Source organism: Metapseudomonas otitidis (genome assembly GCF_011397855.1).
In the GTDB taxonomy this organism is placed as follows: Bacteria; Pseudomonadota; Gammaproteobacteria; order Pseudomonadales; family Pseudomonadaceae; genus Metapseudomonas; species Metapseudomonas otitidis.
The window spans coordinates 1,335,866-1,352,158 of sequence record NZ_AP022642.1; the positions used below are offsets into that span (position 1 = coordinate 1,335,866).

The 16,293-nt window shown below is 65.7% G+C and carries 13 protein-coding genes and 1 pseudogene; 8 read left to right on the top strand and 6 right to left on the bottom strand.

Annotation, left to right across the window (positions count from 1 at the left end):
• The 3 genes from ftsA to lpxC all read left to right on the top strand — a co-directional run bounded on the left by ftsA (position 1) and on the right by lpxC (position 3,506).
• Entirely contained in the window at positions 1-1,248 is a 1,248-nt protein-coding gene (gene ftsA / locus PotMrB4_RS06290; protein WP_044409544.1) for a cell division protein FtsA, read from the top strand.
• A 43-nt stretch (positions 1,249-1,291) separates the two neighbouring features.
• Complete coding sequence (gene ftsZ / locus PotMrB4_RS06295; RefSeq protein ID WP_044409541.1) at positions 1,292-2,482, top strand: cell division protein FtsZ; 1,191 nt, start codon at positions 1,292-1,294, stop codon at positions 2,480-2,482.
• Between the two features lie 112 nt (positions 2,483-2,594).
• Positions 2,595-3,506: a UDP-3-O-acyl-N-acetylglucosamine deacetylase gene (gene lpxC, locus PotMrB4_RS06300; RefSeq protein WP_044409538.1), complete on the top strand. Its 912-nt coding sequence runs from the start codon at positions 2,595-2,597 to the stop codon at positions 3,504-3,506.
• Positions 3,507-3,590: 84 nt separating this feature from the next.
• On the opposite strand, the gene PotMrB4_RS06305 is transcribed toward lpxC, so the two are convergent.
• Complete coding sequence (locus tag PotMrB4_RS06305) at positions 3,591-4,046, bottom strand: DciA family protein (protein ID WP_044409535.1); 456 nt, start codon at positions 4,044-4,046, stop codon at positions 3,591-3,593.
• Between the two features lie 80 nt (positions 4,047-4,126).
• Here PotMrB4_RS06305 and PotMrB4_RS06310 point away from each other — a divergent pair, with 80 nt between their 5' ends.
• The 5 genes from PotMrB4_RS06310 (at position 4,127) to PotMrB4_RS06330 (ending at position 10,939) form a co-directional block, all read left to right on the top strand.
• Positions 4,127-5,047 (top strand): M23 family metallopeptidase, encoded by a 921-nt coding sequence (locus PotMrB4_RS06310; RefSeq protein ID WP_172432803.1) that lies wholly within the window; start codon positions 4,127-4,129, stop codon positions 5,045-5,047.
• A gap of 117 nt (positions 5,048-5,164) precedes the next feature.
• Positions 5,165-7,906, top strand: coding sequence for a preprotein translocase subunit SecA (gene secA / locus PotMrB4_RS06315; protein ID WP_172432804.1), 2,742 nt, complete (start codon positions 5,165-5,167; stop codon positions 7,904-7,906).
• A gap of 117 nt (positions 7,907-8,023) precedes the next feature.
• Positions 8,024-9,241, top strand: coding sequence for a bifunctional glutamate N-acetyltransferase/amino-acid acetyltransferase ArgJ (gene argJ, locus PotMrB4_RS06320; protein ID WP_172432805.1), 1,218 nt, complete (start codon positions 8,024-8,026; stop codon positions 9,239-9,241).
• Between the two features lie 112 nt (positions 9,242-9,353).
• Positions 9,354-9,995, top strand: coding sequence for a glutathione S-transferase family protein (locus tag PotMrB4_RS06325; protein WP_172432806.1), 642 nt, complete (start codon positions 9,354-9,356; stop codon positions 9,993-9,995).
• Positions 9,992-10,939 (top strand): Nudix family hydrolase, encoded by a 948-nt coding sequence (locus tag PotMrB4_RS06330; RefSeq protein WP_172432807.1) that lies wholly within the window; start codon positions 9,992-9,994, stop codon positions 10,937-10,939. Before PotMrB4_RS06325 ends, PotMrB4_RS06330 begins: the two co-directional genes overlap by 4 nt.
• Before the next feature lie 94 nt (positions 10,940-11,033).
• On the opposite strand, the gene PotMrB4_RS06335 is transcribed toward PotMrB4_RS06330, so the two are convergent.
• The 5 genes and pseudogenes from PotMrB4_RS06335 to PotMrB4_RS06355 form a co-directional block, all read right to left on the bottom strand.
• Entirely contained in the window at positions 11,034-11,498 is a 465-nt protein-coding gene (locus tag PotMrB4_RS06335) for an REP-associated tyrosine transposase (RefSeq protein WP_172432808.1), read from the bottom strand.
• 73 nt (positions 11,499-11,571) lie between these two features.
• On the bottom strand, positions 11,572-12,147 hold the full coding sequence (locus tag PotMrB4_RS06340) for a cob(I)yrinic acid a,c-diamide adenosyltransferase (protein WP_107331588.1): 576 nt from the start codon (positions 12,145-12,147) through the stop codon (positions 11,572-11,574).
• A gap of 1 nt (position 12,148) precedes the next feature.
• Positions 12,149-14,161 (bottom strand): sensor histidine kinase, encoded by a 2,013-nt coding sequence (locus PotMrB4_RS06345; RefSeq protein ID WP_074971587.1) that lies wholly within the window; start codon positions 14,159-14,161, stop codon positions 12,149-12,151.
• Between the two features lie 49 nt (positions 14,162-14,210).
• Complete coding sequence (locus PotMrB4_RS06350) at positions 14,211-15,122, bottom strand: putative 2-dehydropantoate 2-reductase (protein WP_172432809.1); 912 nt, start codon at positions 15,120-15,122, stop codon at positions 14,211-14,213.
• A pseudogene (locus tag PotMrB4_RS06355) lies at positions 15,119-16,090 on the bottom strand (response regulator); the annotation flags it as partial. The gene PotMrB4_RS06350 and the pseudogene PotMrB4_RS06355, both read right to left, overlap by 4 nt.
• Between the last annotated feature and the right edge of the window lie 203 nt (positions 16,091-16,293).

Consider the following 16,293-nt stretch of genomic DNA (forward strand, 5'->3'; position numbering starts at 1 on the left):
ATGGCAAGCGTGCAGAGCGGCAAGATGATCGTCGGCCTGGATATCGGTACCTCCAAGGTGGTGGCGCTGGTGGGCGAGATCGCGGCCGACGGGCAGCTGGAAATCGTGGGCATCGGGACCCATCCGTCCCGCGGGCTGAAGAAAGGCGTGGTGGTGAACATCGAGTCCACCGTGCAATCGATCCAGCGCGCGGTCGAGGAAGCCCAGATGATGGCGGGCTGCCGCATCCACTCCGCCTTCGTCGGTGTGGCGGGCAACCATATCCGCAGCCTGAACTCCCACGGCATCGTCGCGATCCGTGATCGCGAAGTCAGCCCGGCGGACATCGAGCGCGTGCTGGACGCCGCCCAGGCCGTGGCCATCCCTGCCGACCAGCGGGTGCTACATACCCTGGCGCAGGACTACGTGATCGATAACCAGGAAGGCGTGCGCGAGCCCCTGGGCATGTCCGGTGTGCGCCTGGAAGCCAAGGTGCACGTGGTGACCTGTGCGGTGAATGCGGCGCAGAACATCGAGAAGTGCGTCCGTCGCTGCGGCCTCGAAGTGGACGACATCATCCTCGAGCAACTGGCGTCGGCCTATTCGGTGCTGACCGACGACGAGAAGGAACTGGGCGTGTGCCTGGTGGACATCGGCGGCGGCACCACCGACATCGCGATCTTCACCGAAGGCGCGATTCGCCATACGGCGGTGATCCCGATCGCCGGCGACCAGGTGACCAACGACATCGCCATGGCCCTGCGCACGCCGACCCAGTACGCCGAAGAGATCAAGATCCGCTACGCCTGCGCGCTGGCCAAGCTGGCCGGTGCCGGCGAGACCATCAAGGTTCCCAGCGTGGGTGATCGTCCTCCGCGCGAGCTGTCCCGCCAGGCCTTGGCCGAGGTGGTCGAGCCGCGTTACGACGAGCTGTTCACCCTGATCCAGGCCGAGCTGCGCCGCAGCGGCTACGAGGACCTGATCCCTGCCGGCATCGTGCTGACTGGCGGTACGGCGAAGATGGAAGGGGCGGTCGAGCTGGCCGAAGAGATTTTCCACATGCCGGTGCGCCTGGGCGTGCCGCATAGCGTCAAGGGGCTGAGCGACGTGGTGCGCAACCCGATCTACTCCACGGGCGTGGGCTTGCTGATGTACGGTCTGCAGAAGCAGTCCGATGGCCTGTCTCTCTCCGTGGGGAACAGCTTCAGCGACGAACCGAAGGCACCTGTCCTGGAACGTTTCAAACGCTGGATCCAGGGCAATTTCTGAGTTTGCAGTAGGCGATACAACTAGAAAGGAAGGAGAGGGGAAAATGTTCGAACTCGTAGATAACGTTCCGCAAACAGCGGTCATCAAGGTTATCGGCGTCGGTGGTGGCGGTGGCAACGCCGTGAACCACATGGCCAAGACCAACATCGAAGGCGTGGAATTCATCTGCGCCAACACCGATGCGCAGGCGCTGAAGAACATCGGTGCGCGCACCGTTCTGCAACTCGGCCCGGGCGTCACCAAGGGCCTGGGTGCGGGTGCCAATCCGGAAGTCGGTCGTCAGGCCGCGCTGGAAGACCGCGACCGCATCGCCGAAGTCCTGCAGGGCACCGACATGGTCTTCATCACCACCGGCATGGGTGGCGGTACCGGTACCGGTGCAGCGCCGATCATCGCCGAGGTGGCCAAGGACCTGGGTATCCTGACCGTGGCCGTGGTCACCCGTCCGTTCCCGTTCGAAGGTCGCAAGCGCATGCAGATCGCCGATGAAGGCATCCGCGCGCTGGCCGAGAACGTCGACTCGCTGATCACTATCCCCAACGAGAAGCTGCTGACCATCCTGGGCAAGGATGCGAGCCTGCTGTCGGCCTTCTCCAAGGCAGACGACGTGCTGGCCGGCGCCGTGCGCGGCATCTCCGACATCATCAAGCGTCCGGGCATGATCAACGTCGACTTTGCCGACGTGAAGACCGTCATGAGCGAAATGGGCATGGCGATGATGGGCACCGGCTGCGCCAGCGGTCCGAATCGCGCTCGCGAGGCCACCGAGGCGGCCATCCGCAACCCGCTGCTGGATGATGTCAACCTGCAGGGCGCCCGCGGCATCCTGGTCAACATCACCGCCGGTCCGGACCTGTCCCTGGGTGAGTACTCCGACGTGGGCAGCATCATCGAGCAGTTCGCTTCCGAGAACGCCACCGTGAAGGTGGGCACCGTGATCGATCCGGACATGCGCGACGAACTGCACGTCACCGTGGTTGCCACCGGCCTGGGCGCGCGCCTGGAGAAGCCGGTCAAGGTTGTGGACAACACCGTCCAGGCCGCTGCGGCCGTGGCTGCCCCGGCTGCTCCCCAGCGTGCCGAGCAACCGTCGGTCAACTACCGTGACCTGGACCGTCCGACCGTGATGCGCAACCAGTCCCATGGCAACACCGCAGCCGCGGCGAAGCTGAACCCGCAGGATGACCTGGATTACCTGGACATCCCCGCGTTCCTGCGCCGTCAGGCCGATTGATGGAGTCAATCAGCGCTATGTCTGTGATTGGTGTTCAGCAAAGGCCGGTTCTGCTATTATCCCCGGCCATTGTTGAAAACAGTTCGCAACTAGCGCGAAAGCGGCCACAGCCATGATCAAACAACGCACTCTCAAGAACGTCATCCGTGCCACGGGTGTCGGGCTGCACTCCGGGGAAAAGGTCTACCTGACCCTCAAGCCCGCTCCCGTGGACACCGGCATCGTGTTCTGCCGTACCGACCTGGACCCGATGGTCCAGATTGCCGCTTATGCCGAAAATGTTGGCGAGACGACCATGTCCACCAATCTTTTCAACGGCGACGTCAAGGTCGGCACGGTTGAACACCTGCTCTCGGCCATGGCCGGCCTGGGTATCGACAACGCCTACGTCGAACTGTCCGCCGCCGAAGTGCCGATCATGGATGGCAGCGCCGGTCCGTTCGTCTTCCTGATCCAGTCCGCTGGCCTGGAAGAGCAGGACGCACCCAAGCGTTTCATCCGTATCAAGCGTGAAGTGAGTGTGCAGGATGGCGACAAGCGCGCCACCTTCGTTCCCTTCGATGGCTTCAAGGTCACTTTCGAGATCGACTTCGACCACCCTGTGGTCAACGGTCGCACCCAGAAAGCGTCGGTGGACTTCTCCAGCACCACCTTCGTCAAGGAAGTCAGCCGTGCGCGTACCTTCGGTTTCGTGCGCGACCTGGAGTTCCTGCGGTCCCACAACCTGGCACTCGGCGGCAGCGTCGACAACGCCATCGTGGTGGACGAGGACAGCGTGCTGAACGAAGACGGCCTCCGTTACGAGGACGAGTTCGTCAAGCACAAGATCCTCGACGCCATCGGCGACCTGTACCTGCTCGGCAACAGCCTGATCGGCGAGTTCCGTGGCTACAAGTCGGGCCATGCGCTCAACAATCGCCTGCTGCGCGCATTGATCGCCGACAAGGATGCCTGGGAAGTGGTGACCTTCGAGGATGCCAGTACCGCACCGATCTCCTACATGCGCCCGGTAGCGGCCGTGTAAGCAACAATACCTTTCCTTTCTTTCGAGGCCACCCGATGGGTGGCCTCTTTTTTTCCGGATTATTGTCGCCTGGGTAGGAAAGGGTCAGTCCGTTGGGCGAGCTCTGGAGGCCAGGCGTTCGAGTGCGGCACGCAGTCGCGGGTCGCTGATGCCTTCGGCCGTGGATTGCAGGCTTTCCGCCGCGTAGGCTGACAGCGCAGCGCCCTGAGAGGGGTTGCGCCCAGCGCTTCTGGAAGGTTGCACCTTGAAGATGATTTTCGTTAAGTTCGCGAACTCTTCGAGCGCCTGCAGCTGACGTTGCAGGCGCCGCTGCTGATAACGCAGGCGAGTCGCCCAGTGACCGTCGCTGATGATCAGCAGCAGGCAGCCGTCCCGCCACGATGCCACCCGACAGTGCTCGCGGGCCGCCGGTTGCAGCTGGCCTTCCAGAACGCGTTGTAGATGGTCGATGCGCTGGGCCTGGTCGAACAGGGCCCTCAGGGGCTTCTCCTCCTTCAGCAAGGCGACGGGGGAACGGGCCGGCAAGGGACGAAAAGACATGGCAGGACGCCTGAAGAATACAGAGCGGGCATGGTAGCAGAAGGCTGCACCAGCGACCCGCCGGATCACATGGGGAAGTCATGCACATCATTTTTCTGAGCCGCGACCGCGGTGCGGCGCGGTCGCTCAGCCTGGACGTTCGCTGGCTGCTGTTGGGTGGCCTGCTGAGTCTCGGGCTGGTGCTTGGCACCGGCGTTGCCCTGGGCTCGTGGATGAACGCGAGCGAGTCGGTATCCGCTGATCCTCGCCTGGCCGATGCGCTCAATGCCCAGCGCAGCGAGATGACCCAGGCCCGCGAGGATGCCCAGCGACAGTTGGATGCCTTCGCCGCCCACATCGCCGAACTCCAGGCCCGCCTCACCCGGCTCGACGCCCTGGGTGAGCGCGTCGCCGAGTTGGCCGAACTGGATGCCAGTGAGTTCGACTTTTCCCTGGGGGTAGGGCAGGGCGGGCCGGAGGATGCGCTCGACGCACCGGCCTACCAGCCGCCGTTCATGGAGGTGCTCGACCAGCTCGGTGAGCGGCTGCACAGCCGCGAGCAGCAGTTGGAGGTGCTTGAGCAGCTGCTGGGTGAGCGCCGCCTCAACGACGCCACCAGCCCGGCTGGCCGCCCGGTCCGCCAAGGCTACGTGTCCTCCCCATTCGGTGTACGCAGCGACCCGCTGACGGGTCGGCTCAGCCACCACAAGGGTGTCGACTTCGCCGCCAAGGCCGGCAGCGATGTGCTGGCAGTCGGCGCCGGTGTGGTGACCTGGTCAGGCCGCAAGAGCGGCTACGGCAACCTGGTCGAGATCAGCCATGCCGACGGGTACCGGACCCTCTACGCGCACAACCAGCGCAACCTCGTCGAGGTGGGGGATCTGGTGCAGCGTGGACAGGCCATCGCCAAGGTCGGCAGCAGTGGCCGATCCACCGGCGCACACGTGCATTTCGAGGTCACCCGGGATGGCGAAGTCGTCAATCCGACCCTCTATATAGCGCGTTCCACCGACGCGGAATAACGCCGCTTTTCTCCAGAACGAATCCGAGTAGAATGCCCCCTTCGCATGCAGCCATGAAGGCTGCAAGGGCGACTTCGGGAGCGCCCCCCATCCATATATGTGGAAGATCCTTTCGATATGTTTGCGCCTTTGTTGAAGAAACTCTTTGGAAGCAAGAACGAGCGCGAAGTGAAGCGCATGACCAGGGCTGTCCAGGCAATCAACGCCCTGGAAGAGCAGATGGTCGCGCTGAGCGACGAGCAGCTCAGAGCCAAGACCGAAGAGTTCAAGGCCCGGGTGGCCAAGGGCGAAACCCTGGACCAGATCCTTCCCGAAGCATTTGCTGTCGTTCGTGAAGCGGGCAAGCGTGTGATGGGCATGCGCCACTTCGACGTCCAGCTCATCGGCGGCATGACCCTCCACGAAGGCAAGATCGCCGAGATGCGTACCGGCGAGGGCAAGACCCTGGTGGGCACACTGCCGGTCTACCTCAACGCCATGTCCTGCAAGGGCGTGCACGTGGTGACGGTGAACGACTACCTCGCTCGCCGCGATGCCAACTGGATGCGCCCGCTGTATGAATTCCTCGGCCTCACCGTCGGCATCGTGATGCCCTTCCAGCCGCCGGAAGAGAAGCGCGCCGCCTACGCCGCCGACATCACCTACGGCACCAACAACGAATTCGGCTTCGACTACCTGCGCGACAACATGGCGTTCAGCCTGGAAGACAAGTTCCAGCGCGAACTGAACTTCGCCGTGATCGACGAAGTGGACTCTATCCTCATCGACGAAGCGCGTACCCCGCTGATCATCTCCGGCCAGGCCGAGGACAGCTCCCGCCTGTACCAGCAGATCAACACCCTGATCCCGCGCCTGAAGAAGCACGTCGAGCCCGAAGAAGGCAACGTCGTCCAGGAAGGTCACTACACCGTCGACGAGAAGACCCGCCAGGTCGAACTCAACGAACAGGGCCACCAGTACATCGAGGAGCTGCTCACCCAGGCCGGCCTGCTGGCCGAGGGCGAGAGCCTCTACTCCGCGCACAACCTGGGCCTGCTGACCCACGTCTATGCCGGCCTGCGCGCCCACACCCTGTTCCACCGCAACGTCGAGTACATCGTCCAGGACGGCCAGATCCTGCTGATCGACGAGCACACCGGCCGTACCATGCCCGGCCGTCGCCTGTCCGAGGGCCTGCACCAGGCCATCGAGGCGAAGGAAAACCTGCAGATCCAGGCCGAGAGCCAGACCCTGGCCTCCACCACCTTCCAGAACTACTTCCGCCTCTACAACAAGCTGGCCGGCATGACCGGTACGGCCGACACCGAGGCGTTCGAGTTCCACAGCATCTACGGCCTCGAAGTGGTGGTCATCCCCACCCACCGCCCGATCGCCCGCAAGGACTTCAACGACCTGGTCTACCTGACCCAGGAAGAGAAGTACGCCGCCATCATCACCGACATCAAGGAATGCCAGGCCACCGGCCGGCCGATCCTGGTGGGTACCGCCTCCATCGACAGCTCCGAGTACGTCTCCCAGCTGCTGACCAAGGCCGGCATCGAGCACAAGGTGCTGAACGCCAAGTACCACGAGCGTGAGGCCGAGATCATCGCCCAGGCCGGCCGCCCCGGCGCCGTCACCATCGCCACCAACATGGCCGGTCGTGGTACCGACATCCTGCTGGGCGGTAACTGGGAGGTCGAAGTCGCCGCCCTGGAGAACCCCACCGAAGAGCAGGTCGCCCAGATCAAGGCCGAGTGGCAGAAGCGCCACCAGCAAGTGATCGAGGCCGGCGGCCTCCACGTGATCGCCTCCGAGCGCCACGAATCCCGCCGTATCGACAACCAGCTGCGTGGCCGTGCCGGTCGCCAGGGTGACCCGGGTTCCAGCCGTTTCTACCTGTCCCTGGAAGACAACCTGATGCGCATCTTCGCCTCCGACCGGGTGAAGAACTTCATGAAGGCGCTGGGCATGCAACAGGGCGAGGCCATCGAACACCGCATGGTGACCAACGCCATCGAGAAGGCGCAGCGCAAGGTCGAAGGCCGCAACTTCGACATCCGCAAGCAACTGCTCGAATACGACGACGTGGCCAACGAGCAGCGCAAGGTGATCTACCACATGCGCAACAGCCTGCTGGCGGCCGAGGACATCGGCGACACCATCGCCGAGTTCCGCCAGGACGTGCTGGGCCGCACCATCGACGCCCACATCCCGCCGCAATCGTTGCCGGAACAGTGGGACGTGGCCGGTCTGGAAGCGGCGCTCTACAGCGACTTCGGCATCAAGCTGCCGGTCCAGCAGTGGCTCGACGAAGACGACAAGCTGTTCGAAGACACCCTGCGCGAGAAGATCCTCGAGCAACTGGTGGCCGCCTACAACGAGAAGGAAGAACTGGCCGGCGCCGAGGCCCTGCGCTCCTTCGAGAAGCAGATGCTGCTGCGCGTGCTGGACGACCTGTGGAAGGACCACCTGTCCACCATGGATCACCTGCGCCACGGCATCCACCTGCGCGGCTATGCCCAGAAGAACCCGAAGCAGGAATACAAGCGCGAGTCCTTTGCCCTGTTCCAGGAGCTGATGGACTCCATCCGCCGCGACACCATCCGCGTCCTCTCCCACGTCCAGGTCCGCCGCGAAGACCCGGCCGAAGAAGAAGCCCGCCTGCGCCGCGAGGCCGAGGAACTGGCCAAGCGCATGCAGTTCCAGCATGCCGAAGCCCCGGGTCTCGACGAGCCCGAAGAGGCGATGGAGGAGGGCGATGTCGCCACCGCTGCCGCCGTGGCTCCGGTTCGCGCCGAGCCCAAGATCGGCCGCAACGAGCCCTGCCCCTGCGGTTCCGGCAAGAAGTACAAGCACTGCCACGGCCAGATCAGCTGACCTGCCCGGCATGACGACAGCGCCGCGACCGGCTTGAGCCGCTCGCGGCGTTTTCACACTGACCCCCTGAACAGCGGCACCCCGCCGCCTGTCCACCTCACGACAAGGAGCGCTTCCATGGCTGTTGGTCTCGGCCCTCTGCCCACCCTCCACCCGGTTCCCGGTTTCGAACTCGGCATCGCCTCTGCCGGCATCAAGCGACCCGGGCGAAAGGATGTGGTGGTGATGCGATGCGCGGAAGGCTCCACTGTCGCTGGTGTGTTCACCCTCAATGCTTTCTGCGCCGCGCCGGTGATCCTGGCCCGCAAACGCGTTCTCGGTCCGGTGCGCTACCTGCTCACCAACACCGGCAACGCCAACGCCGGCACCGGTGAGCCCGGCCTGGCCGCAGCAGCGCGCACCTGCGCCCGCCTCGCCGACCTGGCCGGCGTGGATGAAAGCGCCGTGCTGCCGTTCTCCACCGGCGTGATCGGCGAGCCACTGCCGGTCGAGAAGATCGAAGCTGTACTGGGCGATGCCCTGGCGGACCTCTCCGAGAACAACTGGGCGGCGGCTGCCACCGGCATCATGACCACCGACACCCTGCCCAAGGGCGCCAGCCGCCAGTTCGTGCACGACGGCGTCACCGTCACCGTCACCGGCATCAGCAAGGGCGCCGGGATGATCAAGCCCAACATGGCCACCATGCTCGGCTACATCGCCACCGACGCGAAGGTCGCCCAGGGCGTGCTGCAGGACCTGCTGCGCGATGCCGCCAACAAGTCCTTCAACCGCATCACCATCGACGGTGACACCTCCACCAACGACTGCTGCATGCTGGTCGCCACCGGCCGCGCCGCGCTGCCGGAGATCACCCAGGCTTCCGGCGAGCTGTTCGCCGCCCTGAAGCAGGCGGTGTTCGAAGTGTGCATGGAAGTGGCCCAGGCCATCGTCCGCGACGGCGAAGGCGCCACCAAGTTCGTCACCGTGCAGGTCAACGGCGGTGGCACCCACCAGGAGTGCCTGGACGTGGCCTACGCCGTGGCCCATTCCCCGCTGATCAAGACCGCACTGTTCGCCTCCGACCCCAACTGGGGCCGCATCCTCGCTGCGGTCGGCCGCGCCGGCGTGCCGAACCTGGACGTGAGCAAGATCGACGTGTTCCTCGGTGACGTCTGCATCGCCAGCAAAGGCGGCCGCGCGTCGACCTACACCGAAGCCCTGGGCGCCGAGGTGATGGCCCGCGAGGAAATCGGTATCCGCATCGAGCTGGGCCGTGGCAACTGCAACGAGATCATCTGGACCACCGACCTGTCCCACGAGTACGTGAAGATCAACGCCGAATACCGTACCTGACAGCCCGGCATTCCCATCGCTCATGCCCCCATGAGCGATGGGAATTGCCAGGCCTCGGCGGCCCCTCTAGGGTGCGTGTTCGGCCCCTGGAGCAGCCCCTGAGGAGAACGTCATGCCCCTGAACCTGGTGATCGGCAACAAGAACTATTCGTCGTGGTCCCTTCGCGCCTGGCTCGCCATCGAGCTGACCGGCGCCGCCTATGACGAGACCCTCATCCCCCTCTTCCAGCCCGACAGCCGCCAGCGCCTGCTGACCCACTCCCCCACGGGCAAGGTGCCGGTCCTGCTGACCGAGGCCCATGGCGCCATCTGGGACTCCCTGTCCATCGGCGAATACCTCGCCGAGCGTTTCCCCGAGGCGGGCCTCTGGCCCCGCGATGTAGCCGCGCGAGCCCTTGCCCGTTCGGTATGCGCCGAGATGCACAGCGGCTTCATGGCCCTGCGCAGCCACATGCCGATGGACATGGCGCGTCGCCAGGCCCTGGACACGGTGCCGGCGGAAGTAGAGGCGGACATCCAGCGGGTCGTGGCGTTGTGGGCAGAGTGCCGTCGCCGCTTCGGCCAGGGCGGGCCCTACCTGTTCGGCCAGCCGAGCCTGGCGGACGCCTTTTTCGCACCGGTGGCGAGCCGGTTGCGCAGTTATGCGGTGGCGCTGCCGGACGAGGCCGCCGCCTATGTCGAAACCCTCTACCAGTGGCCTGCCTTCCAGCGTTGGTACCAGGCGGCCCTGGAGGAAGCGGAGAGCAGTGAATGAAGCGAGTACACGTAGCGGCAGCCGTGATCCGTGGCGCCGATGGCCGGGTGCTGATTGCCAAGCGCCCGGAGGAGAAGCACCAGGGCGGCCTGTGGGAGTTCCCCGGCGGCAAGGTCGAAGACGGGGAGGCCATGGAGGCCGCTCTGGCACGTGAGCTGGAGGAAGAGCTGGGCATCCGTGTCGAAGCCGCCCGCCCGCTGATCCAGATCCACCACGACTACCCGGACAAGCAGGTGCTGCTGGATGTCTGGGAGGTCACGGCCTTCTCCGGCGAGCCCCATGGCGCCGAAGGCCAGCCCCTGGCCTGGGTGGAGTCCCGCGACCTGCCCGACTACGGCTTTCCCGCCGCCAACCAGCCGATCATCGCTGCCGCACGGCTGCCGGACCGCTACCTGATCACCCCGGATGGTCTGGAGCCGGCAGAGTTGCTGGCAGGCGTGCGGCGCGCAGTCGCCGAGGGCGTTCAGCTCATCCAGCTGCGTGCGCCGAACATGTTCGACCCGCAGTACCGCGACCTGGCGGTGGACATCCAGGGGCTCTGCGCGCGCAAGGCCCAGTTGATGCTCAAGGGGCCGCTGGAGTGGCTCGGTGACTTCCCGGCGGCGGGTTGGCACCTGACCGCTGAACAACTGCGCAAGTACGCCGCCAAGGGGCGCCCGTTCCCCGAAGCGCGCTGGCTGGCCGCGTCCTGCCACAGCGAAGAGGAACTGGAGCTGGCGACCCGGATGGGGGTGGACTTCGTCACCCTGTCGCCCGTACAGCCCACCCAGACCCACCCGGATGCGCAGCCCCTGGGCTGGGAGGCCGCGCAATCGATGATCCGCCGCTTCAACAAGCCGGTGTACCTGCTCGGCGGCGTCGGTCCCGACGACCGTGAGCGGGCATGGAAAGCCGGCGCCCAGGGCGTGGCGGGCATCCGTGCCTTCTGGCCCGGCCAAGGCTGAAGAGGGGGAGGGTGGGTGCCATTCTTTGCGCCCACCCATGGATGGCATGACCGTGTCTGCCGATTGATCGCGGGTTCGCGAGCAGAGCTCGCTCCTACGGGGCTTTGAGCCAGATGGCGTCCCAGAGCGGGTAATCGGCAAGCCGGCTGACCAGGCCAGCCCGTAATGGGTTGGCCACGACGTAGCGGGCCAGACCGATCAAATCTTCTTCTTTGCGCAGCGCACGGTCGTGATAACCCTTCTGCCAAACCCGCCCGTGCGTTCCAAGGTATTGATTGACTGCCTTGGCACTTCGGGACTTGAAACGTCGCATTAGACTTACCAGCGAGTCGCGCTCCAGTTGCACCAGCCAGTGCAGGTGATCCGGCATCAGTACCCAGCAAAGCGTCTGAGCCAGTCCGCTGGACTGAGTTTCGCGCAGTTGCTCGACTACCTTTCGCCCGGCGTAGATATTGTCGAAAAGCGGCTGTCGATCGTGAGTGACTGTCGTCAGCGGGTAGATCCGGCCCGTTTCGGACACGCGTCCACGACGCAGGGCGCTGCTTTGATAACGCTGCACATCGAATTCCCTCTCCTGGCGGCAAGGTTCGTTCTACTGCGTAGGAGCGAGCTCTGCTCGCGAAGCCGTGGTTTCAGGCCTTTGCCGCTGCCTGCCACAGCACTTCGCCGATCCCCTGTCGCCGGGCGATCAGGCGGGCGGCGACGAAGAGCAGGTCGGAGAGGCGGTTGAGGTAGGCGAGCAATTCCCCCCGCAGGGGCTCCTCGGCGTTGAGGGCCTGGGCCCGGCGTTCGGCAGTGCGGGCGGCGGAGCGGCAGACGTGGGCCTGGGCCACCAGGCGCGAGCCGCCGGGCAGGATGAAGTTCTCCAGGGGGCCCAACTCCTCGTTCCAGCGGTCGATGGCCACTTCCAGCCGCTCCACTTCGTTGGCACGCAGCGACTGGTACTCGGGCATCGAGAGTTCACCACCCAGGTCGAACAGGCGGTGCTGGCAGGGCGCGAGCACCTCGATCACCTCGGCCAGTCCGGGCCAGTCGGCCTGGCGCTCGGCCATCTCGGCCAGCAGCAGCCCGATCTGGCTGTTGAGGCTGTCCACCTCGCCGATGGCTTCGATGCGGGGGTGGTTCTTGGAGACGCGGCGGTTGCCGGAGAGGCCGGTCTGCCCCTGGTCGCCGGTGCGGGTGTAGATCTTCGAAAGGCGGTTTCCCATGTCAGGCTCCTGGGGCGCTGGCATTCAACGGCAGGCGCAGGGTGAAGCAGGTGCCCTGTCCGGGCTTGGACTGCACTTCCATCTGGCCTTTGTGGTTGTTGGTGATGATGAAGTAGGAGACGGAGAGCCCGAGCCCGGTGCCCTGGCCCACCTCCTTGGTGGTGAAGAAGGGTTCGAAGATGCGCTTGCGCACGTTCTCGGGGATGCCCACGCCGTTGTCCTCCACCTGGATTTCCGCCCAGGGCGGCGCCAGGCGGGTGCGCAGGGCGATATGGCCTTCCTGCTCGTCCTCGCGCTGGTGGATGGCCTGGGCGGCGTTCTTCAGCAGGTTGAGCAGCACCTGCTCCAGTTCGTTGGCCGTGCCGGGCACCGGGCCCAGCTTCGGGTCGAACTCGCGGGTGATGCGCATGCCCTTGAAGTCGAAGCCCTCGGTGAGGTCGAAGTCGTTGCTGGCGATCTCCACGGCCTGATCCAGCAACTGGGGCAGCTGGCAGGGCTCCATCTGGCGGTTGCTGCGGCGACTGAACGCCAGCATGTGGGTGACGATCTTGGCCGCTCGGCTGCCGGCCTGGTGGATGCCGTCCAGCAGCTTGGGCACCTCGCGTGCTTCCAGATACTGGTTGACGGCCTCCAGGCGTATGCCGGTGGCCTCGGCCTGCTCGCGGTTCTTCTCCAGCTCGGGGGAGAGGCGGCGGCGGATGTTCTGCACGTTGTGCAGGATGGCGCCGAGGGGGTTGTTGATCTCGTGGGCCATGCCGGCCGCCAGGCCGCCGACGGAGAGCATCTTCTCCGACTGCACCATCAGCTCCTCCATGGACAGGCGCTGAGTGATGTCGTCGATGCGGATCACCACGCCACGCCCGGTGCCGCCCATCAGCGGGTAGAAGGTCAGGGCGTAGTGGTGCACTTCTTCCCCCATCAGCCAACTGACCCGCTCGACCTTCTCCACCCGGTGATACTCGGCGGTGCGCTTGATCTGCGGCAGGAAGGGCTTGAGCGAGGGGAAGGCGAGGAACACCGGCTGGTTGAGCGCGTCGTCCAGCGGTGTGCCGGAGAGGGCGGTGGCTTCCTGGTTCCATTGGGTGACGTAGAGCTGCTCGTCGAGGGCGATCAGCGCCGACGGCATCGAGTCGATGATGCTGTTGAGGTAGTTCTGGAACCCCGTCAGCTTCTTTTCGATCTTGCTGCGCACCTGCACTTCCAGCTCCAGCTTGCGGTTGGAGTGGCGTGTCTCCTCGGCCAGGGCCTGGGCCTGGTTGAAGGCTGCCTGGGACTCGTCCCGCGCGCGCTTGAGCTGCTGTTCGCGGGCTTCCATGCGGCTGAGCATGGTGTTGAAGGCGTCGGCCAGGCTGCCGATCTCGTCGCGGTGGCCGCGCTCGGCACGCAGGGAGTAGTTCTCCTCCCGGGTCACCTGGCGCGACAGTTCTTCCAGTTCGTGGATCGGCCGGGTGATCAGGCGGCGGATCTGGCGGGCCACCAGCATCCACATCAGGACGCTGCAGGCGAGGATCGCCAGGCTGGCGCTGAGGGTGCCGGTGTAGAAGGCGCCGGGTAGTTCGCTGGAGGCCACCAGCAGCAGGTGGCCCGGTGGACCTGCCGGTTGCGGCAGCTCCACCACCTGTGTAGTACGGAATTCATGCAGGCGCCAGCGCTTCAGGGCGTCGGCGTGCTGCGGGAGCTTCAGGCCGCTGCCGCTGATCCGTTCGGCCAGGCGCTGGCCCTGGCTGTCGTAGATCGCGGCGGCGCGCAGCGGTCCGTAGCCCTCCAGCTGGATAAGCAGATGCTCGGCAGCTTTCGCCGAGGACAAGGCTTCGCCAGCCAGTTGTGGGGTGGCGATGAGGCGGCCGAGGGTCTGCAGGGCCTGGGGCGCCATGCTCTCCTGGGAGATCCAGTAGGCTGCGCTGATGAAGGCCAGGTTGGCGATCAGCAGCACGGTGGCCAGCAGGACCAGCAGGGCGGCCAGCAGTTTGCGGCCGACGGACAGGTTCTCGAGGCGTTGGCGCAGGCTGTTCACGGGCAGGGTCCAGGCAGGGCGCGGGGAAGGCGGCAGGTTAGCGCGGGGCTCAGTCCTGGGGCAATCCGTGGGCGGCCAGGTGCTGGCGCAGGGCGTCCAGCAGCTGTTCCAGGCGTGGCAGCGACACGCCCAGGCGCCGTGCCTCGGCACTGGCGTGGCCGATCAGGTAGCGGATCTCGGTGCGTTGGCCGCGCGCCACGTCCTGGTACATGGAGGAGTAGTTGGCGGCGGTGGCGTCGATCACTCGCCACACCTCCTGGTGCAGATCGCGCGCGGCGTCGGTCTGGCCGCAGGCCTGGAGCAGCCGGGCGAGCTCGTCGCACAGGCCGTTGACCGCCTCCGGCTGGGCGGCCAGTTCGCCGTTGCGGCAATGGTGCAGCACCGTCAGCGGGTTGATCGCGCAGTTGAGCGCCAGCTTGCGCCAGAGCCGGGTTTCGATGTCGGCGGTCCAGCCGTGGGGGATGCCGGCTGTCTCCAGTTCGCCCAGCCAGGCCGGCGGGGCGGAGGCGAGTGGGTCGCCCAGCCAGGTGAAGCCCTGCCCGGCGAACACCACGCGGAAGTCCGCCTCGCGGAAGGCACCTTCGGTGCTGGAGGCGAGGATGCAGCGGGCCTGGGGCAGGCTGTCCGCCACGGCCTGCTGGCTACCGAGGCCGTTCTGCAGCAGCACCACCTCGGCACCGGGAGCCAGCCGTGCGCGGACGCTGGCCACGGCGGCTTCGGCGTCATAGGCCTTGCAGGCGACGAGCAGGCGCTGGATCGGGTCGGGGGCGCTGGCGAGTTCGGCTGGCAGGGCGCAGGTCCGGGGCTGGCTTTGGGTCACCAGGGTCAGCCCGCCCGCCTGGTGGTAGGCGGCCAGGCGGGCTTCGTCACGCAGCAGCAGGCGCACGTCCAGGCCCGCCTGGGCGAGGCGGCAGGCCCACAGTGTGCCGAGGCTGCCGCTGCCGAGGATGTGCCAGGTCATGCGCTGGGCAGGCGTACCGCGCTGACCCGGCCGCTGGCGTAGGAGTCCGGCAGGAGACGCTCGGCCCGTTCGAGCAGGGCCTCGACCTCCACAGGCAGGGCCTTGGCATCCAGGCCCACCAGGCTGATGCCGGCCTTGAGGGTGATGAAGCCTTCGCTGGTCTTGAAGGCCTTGAGGTTCAGGCTTTCATGCAGGCGCTTGAAGCTGCTGGGGGAGCACTCGTGCAGGTCACCCAGCAGGGTGATCAGGCCGAAATGGTTGTCGTCCAGCCGGGTCAGCACGTCCAGCGGGCGGACCAGTTGCTGCAGACGGCGGGAAACGCCCTGCAGAAGTTCGTTGTAGAACGCCGGGCCGTACTGGTTGCGCAGCTGCGGCGCATCCTGCAGGCCGATCAGCAGGTAGCACAGGGCGCCGCCACGGGACTCCACCTGGCGCAGGCTGTCGGCCAGCTTCTGGCGCAGGTAGCGGGGGTTGCCGAGGCCGGTGAGGGAGTCCACCAGGTTGCGCTGCTCCAGGCTGGCGATGTTCTGGGTCATCAGCCGGTTCTCGTGGAGCAGGCGCTGCAGGGTGTTGCACAGGCGGTCGGCGGCGTAGACGCGCGGCACCAGTTGTTCGTTCATCGAGGACTTGCTGATGAAGTCGTCCACGCCGCGGTCGAAGGCCTCGCCCAGCACGTTCTCGCCTTCCTTGCCGGTCAGCAGGATGACGTAGGTGTAGTGGTCGATCATCTCGTCGAGCTGGCGCACCCGCGCGGTGAGTTCCAGGCCGTCGATCTCGGGCATCAGCCAGTCCGCCAGCAGCACGTTCGCCGGTCGCTCTTCCAGCAGGCGCAGGGCCTCGCCCGCACTGTTGGCGAAGCGGACGTCCTGATAGCCGGCCTGGCTCAGCGCCCGGCCGATCATCGCACTGGAGAACTTGGCGTCATCCACCACCAGGATGCTGAGGTGAGGGTTGGGCATGGCAGGCTCGCAAGAAAGGCAGAAGAGGGGAAGTTGATGGCTTGGTGATATCAGTGCCTATTTCAGCAGGTTTTCATGCTGACGGTTAGCGCTGAATGTGTCGCTGCCACGCATTCCCGCAAAAAAGGGAATCCTGATCGTTATAATGGGCGCCCATTCTCACCCGTCAAGCCAGGCGCATCCCTTACGTGATGTGGGTCGCGCCGTCTATC

Coding starts and splice junctions, on each gene's coding strand:
- ftsA (WP_044409544.1), top strand. CDS start 1: ATGGCAAGCGTGCAGAGCGGCAAGATGATCGTCGGCCTGGATATCGGT.
- ftsZ (WP_044409541.1), top strand. CDS start 1,292: ATGTTCGAACTCGTAGATAACGTTCCGCAAACAGCGGTCATCAAGGTT.
- lpxC (WP_044409538.1), top strand. CDS start 2,595: ATGATCAAACAACGCACTCTCAAGAACGTCATCCGTGCCACGGGTGTC.
- PotMrB4_RS06305 (WP_044409535.1), bottom strand. CDS start 4,046: ATGTCTTTTCGTCCCTTGCCGGCCCGTTCCCCCGTCGCCTTGCTGAAG.
- PotMrB4_RS06310 (WP_172432803.1), top strand. CDS start 4,127: ATGCACATCATTTTTCTGAGCCGCGACCGCGGTGCGGCGCGGTCGCTC.
- secA (WP_172432804.1), top strand. CDS start 5,165: ATGTTTGCGCCTTTGTTGAAGAAACTCTTTGGAAGCAAGAACGAGCGC.
- argJ (WP_172432805.1), top strand. CDS start 8,024: ATGGCTGTTGGTCTCGGCCCTCTGCCCACCCTCCACCCGGTTCCCGGT.
- PotMrB4_RS06325 (WP_172432806.1), top strand. CDS start 9,354: ATGCCCCTGAACCTGGTGATCGGCAACAAGAACTATTCGTCGTGGTCC.
- PotMrB4_RS06330 (WP_172432807.1), top strand. CDS start 9,992: ATGAAGCGAGTACACGTAGCGGCAGCCGTGATCCGTGGCGCCGATGGC.
- PotMrB4_RS06340 (WP_107331588.1), bottom strand. CDS start 12,147: ATGGGAAACCGCCTTTCGAAGATCTACACCCGCACCGGCGACCAGGGG.
- PotMrB4_RS06350 (WP_172432809.1), bottom strand. CDS start 15,122: ATGACCTGGCACATCCTCGGCAGCGGCAGCCTCGGCACACTGTGGGCC.